At 46.6% G+C, this 15,191-nt stretch carries 11 protein-coding genes; 7 read left to right on the forward strand and 4 right to left on the reverse strand.

Annotated elements, in window-relative coordinates; genetic code table 11:
* Window positions 1-71: 71 nt before the first annotated feature.
* The gene (locus tag NH568_RS20680; RefSeq protein ID WP_253050494.1) at window positions 72-1,301 is read right to left on the reverse strand and encodes an MFS transporter; all 1,230 of its coding nucleotides are present in this window, start codon (window positions 1,299-1,301) and stop codon (window positions 72-74) included.
* A gap of 217 nt (window positions 1,302-1,518) precedes the next feature.
* Window positions 1,519-2,958, reverse strand: a complete 1,440-nt coding sequence (locus NH568_RS20685; protein WP_253050496.1) for a S41 family peptidase — start codon at window positions 2,956-2,958, stop codon at window positions 1,519-1,521.
* 232 nt (window positions 2,959-3,190) lie between these two features.
* Between NH568_RS20685 and NH568_RS20690 the strand changes: the two genes are divergently transcribed.
* Entirely contained in the window at window positions 3,191-5,989 is a 2,799-nt protein-coding gene (locus NH568_RS20690) for a hypothetical protein (protein ID WP_253050498.1), read from the forward strand.
* 46 nt (window positions 5,990-6,035) lie between these two features.
* Here NH568_RS20690 and NH568_RS20695 read toward each other — a convergent pair whose 3' ends face one another.
* Window positions 6,036-7,409: a winged helix-turn-helix domain-containing protein gene (locus tag NH568_RS20695; RefSeq protein WP_253050500.1), complete on the reverse strand. Its 1,374-nt coding sequence runs from the start codon at window positions 7,407-7,409 to the stop codon at window positions 6,036-6,038.
* A gap of 81 nt (window positions 7,410-7,490) precedes the next feature.
* Window positions 7,491-7,907 (reverse strand): VOC family protein, encoded by a 417-nt coding sequence (locus NH568_RS20700; RefSeq protein ID WP_138544996.1) that lies wholly within the window; start codon window positions 7,905-7,907, stop codon window positions 7,491-7,493.
* 414 nt (window positions 7,908-8,321) lie between these two features.
* Between NH568_RS20700 and NH568_RS20705 the strand changes: the two genes are divergently transcribed.
* The 6 genes from NH568_RS20705 to NH568_RS20730 all read left to right on the forward strand — a co-directional run bounded on the left by NH568_RS20705 (window position 8,322) and on the right by NH568_RS20730 (window position 15,191).
* Window positions 8,322-9,785, forward strand: a complete 1,464-nt coding sequence (locus NH568_RS20705) for a collagenase (RefSeq protein WP_253050502.1) — start codon at window positions 8,322-8,324, stop codon at window positions 9,783-9,785.
* A gap of 227 nt (window positions 9,786-10,012) precedes the next feature.
* Window positions 10,013-10,525 carry a DUF2141 domain-containing protein gene (locus NH568_RS20710; RefSeq protein ID WP_253050503.1) on the forward strand — a complete coding sequence of 171 codons (513 nt, stop codon included), beginning with the start codon at window positions 10,013-10,015 and terminating at the stop codon, window positions 10,523-10,525.
* Window positions 10,526-11,871: 1,346 nt separating this feature from the next.
* Window positions 11,872-12,531 carry a DUF2807 domain-containing protein gene (locus NH568_RS20715; protein WP_253050505.1) on the forward strand — a complete coding sequence of 220 codons (660 nt, stop codon included), beginning with the start codon at window positions 11,872-11,874 and terminating at the stop codon, window positions 12,529-12,531.
* Between the two features lie 231 nt (window positions 12,532-12,762).
* The gene (locus NH568_RS20720; protein WP_253050507.1) at window positions 12,763-14,397 is read left to right on the forward strand and encodes an aromatic amino acid ammonia-lyase; all 1,635 of its coding nucleotides are present in this window, start codon (window positions 12,763-12,765) and stop codon (window positions 14,395-14,397) included.
* Between the two features lie 19 nt (window positions 14,398-14,416).
* Window positions 14,417-14,689 carry a phosphopantetheine-binding protein gene (locus tag NH568_RS20725; protein WP_054013672.1) on the forward strand — a complete coding sequence of 91 codons (273 nt, stop codon included), beginning with the start codon at window positions 14,417-14,419 and terminating at the stop codon, window positions 14,687-14,689.
* Entirely contained in the window at window positions 14,649-15,191 is a 543-nt protein-coding gene (locus tag NH568_RS20730) for a MaoC family dehydratase (protein WP_253050509.1), read from the forward strand. The genes NH568_RS20725 and NH568_RS20730 overlap by 41 nt, the downstream gene beginning before the upstream one ends.

The following is a 15,191-nucleotide window of genomic DNA, read 5'->3' on the forward strand; positions in this document are numbered from 1 at the left end:
ACGCCGGGCGCACTGCTCATCAAAATTGAACTGTTGCAGGCGTGGTCATTCAAGCTGACCACGCCTGCAACTTAAACCTCATGTACCACTCTGGTTGTTTCTTTCAACTGAACCTCGGCAATCTTATAAAAGGCCAGAGCCGCAAACGACGTCAGTGTGGTCAGCACAAACAGCATCACGCCGCTCGACAAATCCAGCACCAATCCACCTAAAATGGGCGCAAATGCATAGCCCAGAGAACACAGGCCTGCCGCACCAAAATAGCTGGCTTTTAGGTTATCGGGTGCCAATCTGTCTATATACACATTGATATTGCTGAACATAATCGCTTCACTCAGGCTAAGCACTATCATTGCAGCTATCCACCCCCAGGTATTGTGGACATCATTAAAGGCCATCATAACTTGTGACACCACCAATATGGCGCCCCCCAGATATAGGCGATGCTCCAGACGCCAGTTTCTCATGATATGCAGCAGCGGAAACTGGCAAACAATAATGACGCACGAATTGGTAATGATCACAGCAGAGATCAACCAGGCAAGTTCAGGGACTGCTGCTCGGGTAAGATACTGCACCAGGCTGGTATCACATTGCGCATACACAAAGTACACTAAGGTTGTAGCCACCAGCACCACCAGAAAAGCCCGATCTTTATTGAGTATTTTCAGCCAGTTTGAAAAGTTAGGTACTGATTGGGGTGTCACCGAAGAGACTGGCTTTGAGGGCCTGAAATACAGCAGTGCCACCAACAAGCCCAGATATGATATCGCGGTATAAATAAAGCTAAACTGCTCTCCATTGAGGCCTGCCCATAAGCCATAAAGCGGTCCCAACGCCGCGCCTACATTAACCAGAAAATACAGTAAATGTAGCGCCAGCTCCCGATCTTTAGGATTTGCCAGCTCTTCGGTTAACAAAGCTTTGCTGGGTGCTTCCCACAAGGTGCGAGGCAGACAAGCCAGAAACACCGCCACAGAGAATAACCACAATGAATTGGCCAGCGCCAGCATTGCAAAGGAAATCACCCCAACAACCACAGCAATATAAAGCATCTTGGTACGGCCAAAGCGATCAGCCAGATTGCCCGTGTAAAACCCTAAGAAGACCGCCAAAGTCGCTGAGCCAGTCAGCAACAACCCAACTTCAGTGGCACTCAATCCATAGCTTTCGTACAACATCACTGCCAGAAACGGCCACACCATATAATAACTGGCCCGCACAAAGAAATTGCCGATCAGCATCACCCAGACCAGTGGCGTGAATCGTGATAGCTGAGTTGGTAAACTACTTATATCCATACTTTTCCCTATTATCGTTCTTTTTGTGGTGGCCAGACTAATTCCTCAAGTTAAGTTCAGGTCAAGCTTAACCTTGTCTTTTTTACACCTGACTTCATCATATCATCGCGCAACATTGTGCAAATAATAATAAATTTACACAGCAACACAGCCATACACAAAAAATGCGGCCATCAAAGCCGCACTAGTTGGGAGTCGTCCTGTATAAGCATTCGCTTTACAGGGAGTAAGCTGCACTCAGTGCTTTGGCAATAAACTCTGCTTTGCCCACACCTTCCCGGCTGATGACAATGTCTGGCTGTACCGGCGTCATTTGTTGCTTGCCAGACGGACGGTCCAGAATAAAGCGAGGTGTAACGGCGCGGATACCTGTGTGTTTGAGCGTCAGAAATTGGATCCCCCCACTTTGCGAGCTGCGACCGCCAGTCGGGGTGCCCACCAGTGTTGCAAACCCATAGTCCTGAATGGTGTTGGCAAACAACACTGAAGATGAGTAAGTCAGGGGACCAGTCAGCACACTGACTTTACCTTTAAACAGCAAACCGGGATCTGTGTCGGGCTCAGTCATTTTTGTCAACTCTCCCGATAACACTGAGCCAATTACCTCGCCCGGGTCGCGGTATTTTTCCAATATCCGAACCTGGTAAGTCGAGCCATGGCGATAAGGTGTCGTGGCAATATACTTCAGAATCCCCTGTTTCCAGTAAACATCATCTCCGCCAGTATTGTCAGAAATATCAATCATCAGGTGCTTAGTCTGCGCTTTGTTCAGTCGTTCGAATGTTTCTGCCATAAACTGAAAATATGCATCTGGTTCATTCCAGCCAAACTGCTTAATGGTCAACAGAGCCTGCTGATTGTCGAGTAGTTTGAGGTTAAAATTATCGTCAAAGGTGCGTTGTTTAATGCTTACTGGTGCCTTGTTTAGCGCTGCAACATGCACAGATTCAGCAGGTTCACCCGAGTGAAACTTTAGCGTAAATGTGCTTTTTGCGCCGTACATTAAGCGATATGTCATGGCAAAGCGACGAGCCAGTAATGCGCTGCGAAAAGCAACATTGTCGCCCTCAATGCGCTGCAGCAAAGTCGCAACCACCTCAGTTACAGGTACACCATTGATCTCTTTAATGTATTTGCCATCATGAGCAGACGGCGCCCCACCCAATTCACTCACCACTTTGAGTCCCTGAACACTCAGGGCAACTTCAAAAGGAAACAATTTAGCGCCCTGTGCTACCCATTGTCGCCACTGCGTATTGGTACCGTCACCAATGCTCAGGTGCCCGTCCGCCATAATGCTGTTGAGGCTGGCAAACTCACGCCATACCTGCTCACCAGTCATAGATTTATCCAACCTGTAACGCAATGTATCGATTCGCTCATAAAATTCGTCAATATCTTTGATACTGTGTGTCAGATCCGGGTGCGTGGTATGTACCCAGTGAACCCACTGATTGATGTCGGCCTGAATTGCCTCTGCACTGTACACAGCAGAGAAATGACCGAGTGTTTCATCAGCCTTTGCAGCCTGTGTTCCACAAAGCACCATGAGGGCACCGGCCAGTGACGTTCCAAGCAAGCGTTTCAGCGAGCCGCTCAATGTTTCGCTCTTAGGTTTAACTACCTGAGTCGAGAAGTAAGAAGTATTAAAGTTCATGTCTGTATCCTTTGCGCTATGGTTTTTGTTTTGCGGTCACTCATATTCACTTCCATATACAGAGCAGTTTACATGCCAAAAATAAACAAATAAAAATCAACATCATAGAAAAATACCGCGTTCAAGCGGTCGGACAACGGACAGTCCGCGGACAGTGCACTCTGTACCTATTTTGTTGAGTGCTTTTTCGTCATCCTGTAGAATGTCGTCGGATTTTTCATGGAGAATTTGAATGCAGTATCTGATTATTGGCATGCTTTTTATAATGGGTGTAATAAAGCAGGCCCAAGCACAGGTAGATGTCGGCCAGCTCAGCGTCTATAAAGTTGCTGAGCATGAATATATAAATTATGAGGCCGCGGGCGGGGTATCAAAAATTGCAGGGAACACCCTATTTAGGGAAGGCAGAGAAGGCAACACCCTCTACCATGTTGATAACCATGGCATCACTTTTAAACGCCAGTATCCCAAGTCGTATTTTGTTGAACCGACAAACATTATTGTGGAGTACGAGCTATCTGACGATGGTAAAAAGCTGCTCTCGATTGACAAAGCCAATGAAATTGCAAAAATCTGGCAGATCAATACCGACTTTTCGTTAGAGTTATTATCTGAGATTGGCTTTAACAAGCCGCCTGAGGAAATGAGATTTGTCGACGAAGCCTTTCAGGATGGTCATTATATTTTGTACGGCCAGAGAGATGATGGCACCTTTGTTCGCACCGTATTTGCCTGGGATCAAGCTAACAATCGCTTTTCACAACACAGCCGTTTAACGTTCAATAACGCAAACCCATCTCATGAGCTTGCGTTTCATAACTATCCAGAGCAAGGGCTGATGGTCGCGATATCACCAAAATCACTTTACCTCTATCAGGAAGGTGCACAAGAGTTTGAACTGAAGCAGGAACTGGCGTTTGAATTTGTAAGTCATGACCGTATTGCGACCCAACTGGACACCATCAATAACCGCTTATTGGTACATTACTGGTCAGAAACCATAATGTTAGAGCTGAACGAAAACAACAGCGTGACAGCTGCCACATCGTCCCCCCACGAGTCTTTGTTTGGACTTAACATCGGAGTAGATGATTTGCATCCGACGGCGGAACGTTTAATCGCGCAGGATATGAGCTGCCTATACACGCTAAACTTAAACGATGCTAATACCTATACAGCAACAGAATTGGTTTGCAATCCAGTGGTCCGCGATATCAGTGATATCAGTGCGGACGGTAGCAAGTTACTTATGCCCAGCAGGGATATTAATGTCGTTGATATCTCGAATATTAATGACATTAAGCAACTAACCCGACCTCGGGAGCAAGGGCGCATTAAGGCTCCTAGTAACAGCCACGTGAACCTTCCTCTTGGGGAACATAGCAGCCTGAACTACAATGGTGCTTTACTCACCCACAGCCATTTAACGCCTGAGCATGGCCAGACCTTTGTATCTGACAGCCCGCTTGAGAGTCCACTCACCCCCGAATGCAGATACCAATGCAAGGCATGGCTGAACCTGGGTAAAGAAGTGGTGGCATTGCATAACGACCAATTTACCCGTTACAGTGTGAGCGGTGAAGAGCAAACACTAAGCACACTCAGTGGTACGCTCACTTTGAGCAACAGTGGGTCTTTGGGTATTTGGTTCAAAGCCATCGCATTAAATGAGACAGAATTCATGCTGACTGACGGCAATTCCCTGTCAGTCTTTACGAAAACCCAGACAGGGTTTGCCCACAAATTCACTCAAAACATCGATATTGAATTCAGTTATTATGGCTATACCGACGCCGACTTTTTATACCAAAATAACCAGTTACATTTGTTCGACAGAGACAACAAGCAACTGGTGCGCTATAACTACACAGGCGATGAGCTCGCATACGACACGGCGATTCCTTTTGGTCCACTCGACTCCGGTGATATTTTCGACAGAAACTTAGCGACTTATATGCTCAATGATCGCCTGATTGTTGAAACTCAGCGCGGTTACCAGTATATCCGGGCGATCAAAATATTCAGAATCGAAAACAACAGCCTCATTGAAGAAGCCAGCCTGCCAGGTACATTGCTTGCGTCGCCGCATGCAGTCAGTGCACAGCAGATGGTGCTTTTAACCGATCAGGGTGACGACAAGATCTTTGTGTTTGACTCATCGGTTGATGACTCCCTGATTGAATTGGGTGACTACAACGGCTACAAGGGCAGTTATACACCAAAGGGTCAACTACTACATTTTTATGGTCAGGGCAGTGTCTTTGTCAGTAAAATCCTGCAGCCCATTACCGACACGTTGAACATCACCACCTTGCAAGGGGTTAAAGCGGAGTTTGACCTCAACGAGCTGTTTAACGCCTCTTTACATGGCAAGCTAACGTTTTCAGCAGAAAATTTACCAGCCGGTCTCACCCTGTCGGCACAAGGCCTGATGCGCTTTGACGGCACAGTAACATACGACACCAATATCACGGTTAATGTGCTCGATGGTCATCAGCGAACTGCAACCTTTTCAGTGCACAATACCTATATGCCAGGTCCCGAACCCAAAGGCAGCCTGGTAATTGAGATGACTCAGAATGAATCTTACACGGTAGACCTGAAAACCCTGGTTGCAGATGCATTGGCTGTGACGGTCAATCACGCTGAAGGAGACATGACCTTGTCAGGCTCAACAATCACAATAACTTTTTATGAGCCCGGCATATATCAACTTCCTTTCAGCGCAGTCAACGTGTATGGCGCCATAGCCACCCACATGCTGAAATTTGATGTTTCAAAACAAACAGATAACTCTAACTCTGACTCTAAAAAAGAACCTGACGTTGGCGCACAGGATAATAGTAACGGTGGAGATACAGAGACAACAACCAGTGGCAATACAAGTTCAAACACAGGCAACATAAAGAGCACAACCAGCACCAGTAACACCGCCAAAAACGACGGAGGGTCAGGCGGCAGCATGGCCTGGCTGCTGATGGCAATGGCGTTGCTGTTGCCTACGCGCAGTCGTTTCAGACAAGTACGTTAGCTTGTTCTGGCTATGTAAAAAGGCGCAAAAAGGCGCCTTTTTATTTTTACCGGGCAATAATATTTAACCGTTGTACGAATTGCTGATAAGGCGGGTATTCATGTAAAGGGGTAAAAACCGGATCTACCGCTGCCCACAATACAGCCTGCTGGCGTGTTTCAAACGCCTGGTTCAGATAAGCAACAGCCACCTGGGGCTCGCCCGCCATAACCGCATAGCGCGCCAGCGACATAGGCGGTGTATAATGGCCAATATCTGCGCGCAATGGATCTTCATGTAACAACCAGCGATAAACACCGGATAAGCCATCGCGGGCAAAAGCCGACTCAACCTGCGCCATCAGAGGCGAGCTGTAACCTGCATCCTGCATCACCCACTGCATCTTAGCAAATGCCTTATCGTATTCGCCCAACTGCTCATAAACTGTGCGTAAACAGGTGTGATAAAAACGGCTGGTGTCGCTGTACGGCTGTAATTTAAGCAACGTATCAAGCGCAGCTTCATAGCGCTGACTCATGGTATAGACCCAGGCGACACTCTCACTGGAATAACCATTCGGATCCAATAATCTGTATTGTTCGATATGTTCAAGCGCGCCCTGAAAATCCCCCGTCGCCAGTAAAAACTGACCAAACCAGTGATGTCCCTCAGCATGCCCCAGGGCTGCTTTGAAATAGCGCCGGGCGGCCTGTGGCTCAAAGTCTATCAACAGGGTTAGTTGCGCCATTAACAGATTGGCTTTTAAGTGCTCTGGTGTTTTGGTCAAAACGGACTGTAACAGTGCGTGGGCCCGGTTGCGATGATGTGCATTGCTGCTCGGATCTTCCAGCAACTGACGTAAATACGCATCAGCCAGCCAAACCTGAGGTTCAATCAAATCTGAGCGGGCAAGCGTTAATTGCTGCAATAAAGCAATACTCTGCCCAATCGAATCGGGCTGATGACTCAGTAAGTAGCGGGCCTTTTGAAAGTTTTCAGATTGCTCAGGTGACATAGGGATGGGATCAGAGAGCACGTTAAACTGACTGCCAAGCAAAGCGGCCCCCAGTAATAATATTGCGCTACACAGCATCAGAGAACTTGAAAAAACGGACTTATCTGCGCCTATTTGCGGACCAACCCAGCGATAGCCAACACCTGTAATGGTTTTAATATAGCTGGGCTGTTTAACATTATCGCCCAATAGTTTACGCAGGCCAGTGACGGTGACATAGATGGCATCTTCACTGACCACTCTGCCCGGCCATAAAGTAGTAAAGATCTGTTCTTTAGTCACATCCATGTTGGCATTGTCCATCAGTAACATCAGCAGTGCATACTGTTTATCGTCCAGAGAGACGACCCGCTGACCACTGTACAACTGCTGATGCTGATGATTTAGAACCCAATCTGGTTTAGCAATAATGTTGACTGTCGCCATCCCGGCAGCCTCTGATAGAACCCTCTCTGGAAACAGATAATAAAGTAAACTTTTTGTGAAGTCTCGTACCGATTGCCTCTTCTATGCATCGCTATTTCGTTCGGCGGGCAAATCACTCAGATATTCAACAAATTCCACCTCAAACCCGGCAGGGTCAATAAAATAAACATTCTTACGATGGGGGTGTTGCGCACCGTCTTTATCAACGGGGTACCCGGCCTGATTCAATCGAGTAATAACCGCGTCAATGGATTGTACCACATAAGCAAAATGCGCCAGCCCCACTGAATGACCCGTTAGTTCCCGGTTGACCCCCTCACCGTGGTCGCTAAAAGCAATGTAATGGTAATCGTCGCCAAAATGCAGCCAGTTTCTGGGTTTACCATGCCAGCTTCCCTGCCCTTCACTGCGCACGCGCCAATGGGGAAAAGCCGCCTGATAAAAGTGCAGGGCTTGTTCGATGTCATCGACAACTAAATTTACATGTTCAAGATACATAAAACGTCTCCTTATTTAACACTCATGGTGGCATTGAAAATACGTAATAACTTCGCCGTAAATGGCGTGGGGGTGAATATGGATACTGGCATAACCTGGCTCCTTCTTATGATGTGCAGCCAAGATAAAACCTCAAGTTAAGTTGTGGTAAAGCACTTTTTGAATTTCTTTCTTACAGACTACTTCGGGGATAATTCACCACCCCAACTTGAATATTGTATAAAATATATTAAATTAAGGTTGCCTCTGATTGTTTTTCATACAGGGGTGCTCTGATCGATACACAGGATGCAGTATACAGAGTATTTATCCTTCTGTTTTATAGAGATAAATGTGCATTACATCCCACCGTCGACGGACAAAGACACCACCGCTCACATGAGCGCTAATACAACACATGTAAAGGAAACAACTATGAATCTGATTAAGCACCGTTGGTGCATACCACTGCTTGCCTTACTTACTGGCCCGGCCCTCGCGGCTCAGCTTGAAGACAAATGTGCCTCATCGGCCCCTTTTACAGGCAGAACCTTGCAAAATGGAGAGACAGTCTGTGTGCCAGCAGGCTCACGCAGTTACCTGAGCGTAGCAAATGTCAATCATTATGATAGCGTTGCCATCAGCACGGGTTATGGCACTGGTGATTTGAACTTGTACGCCAGAAGTGGCGGCTGGCCAAGACTGGATGGCAGCGACCCCAGCTCCACAGCCCCCGGTAATGCTCAGTGTATCGTATTAAGTCGCCCTGCATCTTATTGGGGCTACATTACACTGGATGGCAATCACAGCGGCAGCTCTATTGTGGTCGACTTAGGTGCCACGTCCTGCCGCACTGCCGATACCACAGAGCCTCCAACGGAGCCACCCGGCGGCAACGACGGGTATCCGTATGATCACGTCAATATTCAGGTGTATCGCTTTCAGTTTAGCGACACACCATTAGATTGGCCGACTATGGAAAGCGATATGCAGGGGGTGACCACTTACTACGACCAGCAGTCCTATGGGCGTTTCAATGTCACCTATGACACCAGCACACCTGTCATAAATATTAACCAACCAAAGAGCACGTACGATAACGACTTTCATGGCTGGACTGCCATGTGGAAAAGTAAGATCCGGGCCCAGGGTATCGATCCGGATGCACCCGGCAACGCACAAGTTGTAATGATGGTTGCCCCTCAGGTCGGCAACTTTAACTCCAGCGCCGCGCCCCCGAGCATTTCTCTGTACCACCACACAACTGGGGTAGTTGCTCATGAGTTGGGACACGCATTGGGGCTGCGTCACGCAAAAGCCATTGAAGCAGGTCCGGGCAAAGTGATTGGTGTCGGTGATTACGACACAGAAAGCCTGAATTATGGCAATGTGTACAGCATGATGGGCATGGGCGCACACTCTTTACAGGCCTACAACCTCTTGTATAAACACTATTTTGGCTGGCTGAATGACAGTGAAGTACCCGTCATCAACGCCTCGGGTACCTATCGTATTTACGCCTTTGATCAGGGTGCGAATAACCGCGGCTACATTGGTCTCAGACTAAAGTCTGGTGACGGCAAATACACATACTGGCTGGAATATCGTACCTCTCACGATCGCTACACCAATGCGCAAAACGGTGTACTTATCAACCTGCAAGGCTATTTTGAAAATGAAAGCGACGAGCGTTTTTGGAAAACCACCTCTTATTTGCTGGACATGACACCAGGTTCGAAAACACCTGGCTGGTGGGGCGATGACCAAACGGACTCAGAGCTGGTCATCGGCAAAAGCTATACCGATCATTGGGGCGGATTTACCATTACACCTACTCAAAAAGGCGGTAAGCCCGGAACACCCGATGCCTGGATAGAAGTTCAGGTAGACCTCAAGTAACTCTGACGCACACAACAGCAGGGTTTACGCCTGCTGTTGTATCATGCCGACTTCGCGACATATATAAGAAACGCCATCAGGTCCAAACAATGAGTACAAACATGGACTTCAGCAAAACACCCGTTGTTCCTAAAAAAATAACAACTGCAATCAGTGTTAACCAGTGTTAATATTTTTGAAAACACATTAAGGTAGTATTCGTGAAAAAACTACAGCCAGGATTTGCTATGAAACCACTTTATTTAGTCGCAGCACTCACTTTGGTGTTGTCCGGATGCCAGTCGACCAGCTCGCAGAGTATTAATTCAGCCGATGCCACGCCCGCCAGCCTGACCGTTGTGATAGACAATGTCACCAGCGAACAAGGACAGCTGATCGTGACCTTACACGATAACAGTGAGAGCTTTCATTCCGACGATAACATCAACGACAAAGACAGCAGATACTTCCGCAGTCAGGTGATTACACCCAGTATGCCAGTAACAACCGTCACCTTTGAAGGGATCCCCTCGGGCCGTTACGCTATCAATGTAGTCCACGACGAAGATAAAGATGGTGGACTGGATCGCATGGTTTTTCCTTTTTTGGGTATGCCCAGTGAGCCCTACGCTCTGTCGAATAATATTTATGACACCTTCAGTAAAGGCGATTTTGAAGACGCCTTGATCACCGTTCAAACACCTGGCAGTGAGGTGCATCTGACACTGGCAACTCATCTAAATAAGATAAGCGGGCTGTAATACTGTTTTTATAACTTGCTCTGCCGCGGCCAGTTGGTTTTACTGGTACAGAGTGGTGACCTACAGTCCCGCCCAGCTAAGCACGCCAGTCTGGGCTTATCTGACCTCCTGGCACGGCAAAACAAGGTTTAAGTACGCTCAATAGTGACGTGCTTCAATCACCTTGTTGGAAAGTACAATGTAACCAAAAACCCTCCAATTCCCAAGCAAACAGCAAAACACGTTTATCGATATCCGCTCACGGCTGACAATCTAACCCCCAACAGACTGTCGTTGATATATATTCAACTTTTCCAAAATGAATCCTGAGTTTTTGTGTGTTGTAGCAAGCACTGAGTGGAAATTAATGCGACTTAAGCGGGGTTTTCCGGAACTCATCAGTGCCTATATTGGTAAGAAACGAGGCTCTGATGAATATAAAAGTCAACTTAGCTAATTTGATTTCCCCAAAATAATTAATTACCCATTTACCAACCACCTCACAATGAACACACATTACAAAAAACAGCTGTGCTACCTGCTATGTTTGCACTCCTTGGACTTTTGCCGGCAATTTCAGTATCGATACATTGCCATTTTTAGTAAACAATGGATTACATTTAGAGATATTTTGAATCTGAACTATCTGTCAGGTCCTGACCATTCCGCTTACGATCCCCCCCAACCGGGGAGGGGGTTCTCTCCATCACGGCTTTTTTATGCTGACTGAATAACTTCATTCATAGACCTGCGAAATTTTTTTCTCTTTTTTCGGCCCATTTTTTTATTGTGTATAGTGCAGCGATAGAAATGACTCTGGCAACCGCCGGAAAATTCCAACACCTGTGTGCCAAGGAATTGCCCAATTTGGAACAATCCATTTTAGGGACGTTTTTTGCACAATTCCCCGACATTTGTCGCAAAATTGCACACAAGTTCACCTCTTTATACCCTCTGCATAAAAAATAAAGCATTTACTCTACTTTAAATAGCATTGTTGTTGTTTATCCAATATTAGTTTTTTGATTAATGTTGCGGGCTAATCAAAATACCGTTTTTTGTAATTGTTTTTTAATTTTTTATCGTTATCATTCGATAATTCTTTGCTTCCACTTAGTTAAAGCTTTGTTAAGCAACGGCTTGACCCTGTATTTTTTATGGTTAATATATTTGCCGACACAACGCGTTATTTAATTCCTTGGAATGTTGTGTTGTTTTTTGCATGCAATAAATTGGATATTTATATATTTATTTGGTTTTACTGTATGTTGTATATTACGCTGTATCTGTTGTTCAGATAGTAATAATTTATTGTTTAAGTCAAATAAACGGATTTAATTTTTTATTACTCATAGATGGAGTTTTAAATGAAAACGGCAATAAATGGCCTGGTTTTAGCGACAGGCGTACTGGGTGCTTCTTTAGCACATTCTGCTGAAGAGTCATTCAATGTAGCGGCGTTCGATCAACTCAACTTGAAAAAAGGTATCGAAGCAACCGTTTACTGTGGCAACGAGCCAAAAGTAGTAGCGACGGCACAAAGCCATGTTCTTGATGTACTTGAACTGACATCTCAAAACGGTGAACTCAGTGTCAGCAATGAGGCTTACAGCGAGCGCGAGTGGTGGAACAAAGACAACCGCTTAGCACTTGCCATCTACACCAATCAACCTATCTCAAACTTCGAAAACTATGTTGGCGTTAAGCTGGATGTTGCATCTTGCGCAGTGAACACGTCTCAAGTTTCAGTGACAGGTACGGTTGGCACCGACATTAGCCTTGCAGGTCAAACCGAACATTTGAATCTGGCCTTGCTTCAGGGCGGTAACTTCACAGCCAGAGACGGTAACTTTGTCATTGACAGCGTTGACCTTAGCCTGGAATTCGGCAGCCATGCCGAACTGTGTCATGCCACTTTGGTTTCTGGTTACATGTCTTTCGGCACTAGCCTGCACCTTGGCGCAACGACTCAGTACAATGTCAGTCAGAGCTTTGCAAGCTCAATCCGCACTGACCTTTGTCAATAAGTCGCTTTTATTAGCGTCCACTTGAGTGGGCGCTTTTAATAAAAACTTTTAATTATCGTATTTTTAGTAATTGGTAAAAGAAAAGGAAGCGTCTTAAAACACCCCTTTAATTAAAAAACTCACTTTTTTCGAAAAGCGAGCTTATTTCGGCGTGCATAAAAACTGAAAATGGATTTATCAGACAAGGCAGGCTACATGGGTAATCTTAATAATTATATTGGCGTATAAACTATGGAAAACATATTTGACAAAGACTTGGTATCAAAATCAACGAGCAGAAATTCAGACCACCTAACTCTTGAAATCGGGGGGGACTATGAATTACTTATCGATGATGTAGGTTCGTTTGTAACTAACCCTAATGTGGATATATCTCTGAATTCTGCGTTGGAGAAAGTCATCAGAGAAAATCGCGAATATCTTGATGATAAAATAGAGAATCGTGAAGATATATATGGTGTTACTACTGGATTTGGCAACTCTGCCAGCAACCGTATATCGCCCGAACTTGCCGCCAGTCTACAAGAAAACTTAATCGCCTACCATGGATGTGGTGTCGGGGATTACCTGCCTGAACAAATCTGTGCAGCGACCTTACTGATCCGCCTCAACTGTAATGCCAAAGGCTTTTCTGGCGTAAGTTGGGAGCTGCTGAAACAAATGGAATGCTTGTTAAATCACCGAATTTTCCCAGCTATCCCGGCTATGGGGTCGGTTGGTGCAAGTGGCGATTTAACGCCTTTGTCATACATAGGTGCGGCACTGGCCGGTAAGCGTCACGTCTATTATCGTGGAGAGATCCGCCCTACCAGTGAGGTATTTGCTGAATTAGACATCACCCCTTACCGCCTTAAGCCCAAAGAAGGGCTGGCCATCATGAATGGGACATCGGTAATGTGTGGTATTGCCGTTATGTCATTTTTGGAAATTGAACGTGCTATCGAACTAAGCTGCAAACAAGTGGCGCTATTTGTTGAGCTGATTGACGGTCGTGCTTCGCCTTTTCACCCTCAGGTACACAACCTCAAGCCACATCCGGGCCAGATCAAATGCGCTGCGATGATCTACGAACGCTTATCAAACCCGGAGCAGCGTCTGGGGCGCCGCCTGCGCAGTGACGATGAATTTGGGGCAGGAAAAAAAGAGCAATTCAGATTACAGGACAGCTACTCCATTCGTTGTTCGCCTCAGGTCATAGGGCCACTGCTGGATACGCTTGACTGGGCCAAACGGGTGATCACCACGGAGATTAACTCTGTAAATGACAATCCGTTGTTCGACAACCAAAAAGATCTGATCCTCAACGCCGGACACTTTTATGGTGGACATGTTGCAGCTGTCTGCGACGCACTAAAACCACAACTGGCCAACCTCGCTGCCCTTTTGGAGCGCGAGCTGGGCATTTTAGTTGATGACAGGTTGAACGGCGGGATCCCAAACAACCTGGTCGCCATTGACGACTTAGGTGATGAGTCCTGGATCAACCATGGCTTCAAGGCTGTACAAATCACCGCCTCGGCACTGACCGCTGAAGCCCTGAAGAATGCGTCACCGATGAGCGTATTCTCCCGTACCACCGAGGCACTTAACCAGGATATCGTCAGCATGGGCACCATTGCAGCCCGCGACTTAAAACACATTCTTTCTTTGGTGAAACCTGTGATAGCCATCCACGCTATGGCAATCCGCCAGGCCTTTTACGTACTCGATAAAGATGGTAGTGCAGACAAGCTCAATACCGAATCCATGCGTTTCTTTGAGCAACTACGCGACTACTTCACCCCAGTGATCCAGGACCGCCCGATGGACCGTGACATTGACACTATGGTTAAGAAGCTGTTCCCGGAATATCAATTACATAACTAATAAAATAAGGAGTTTTCACATGGCTGATTTCGACCAGATCAGAACTTTTATCAAACAGGACATCATCGTAGATAACCTGGAGGTGGTGGATTCCATCGACGAACTGGACGACGAACAGGGACTGGTAAGCGATGGCCTGGAACTGGACAGTATTGAAGTGCTTGAGCTCGTGGTCTCAATCGAGAAAAAGTATGGCATGAAGTTTAGTAACTACGGCAATGAAGTGATCAAGGAAAAAATGGCATCAATCAATGCCCTGGCACAATTTGTCAGCGAAGAAGCCAGAGCCTGAGGTCGCCATTGTGTACACGCTAGGTAAAACCTTCAGAGAGCTGACCATAGGTGAGCAGGCAGGGCACAGCAAGACCATTGCCGAAACGGATGTGTATAACTTCGCTGGCATCACAGGAGACTTCAATCCGGTGCATGTTGATGAGGTGTTTGCACACTCTTTCGGCTTACAGGGACGCATAGCTCATGCCGGCATAGCGCCCGCCATGATAGCACCGGTTATTGGCATGAAGCTGCCCGGAGTTGGCTCTATGGTGCTGTCGATGGAGATAGGGTTTCACGCGCCCATTTATATCGGCGACACCATTTTTGCCAAAGCCGAAGTCAGTGCCAAATTCGCAGACACTCGCCAGGTTGAACTAACACTCAGCTGGCACAACCAGCGAGGTGAATTGGTCAGCGATGGTAAGGCTGTGGTTTTACCGCCCAAAGCGGCGAGTAAAAAGCGGCTTGCCGAGCGTTTACGCTGCTTAGATAACACGGAAACTGCACAGGAGCCCTAG

The sequence above is a fragment of the Pseudoalteromonas sp. XMcav2-N genome (assembly GCF_024124545.1).
In the GTDB taxonomy this organism is placed as follows: domain Bacteria; phylum Pseudomonadota; class Gammaproteobacteria; order Enterobacterales; family Alteromonadaceae; genus Pseudoalteromonas.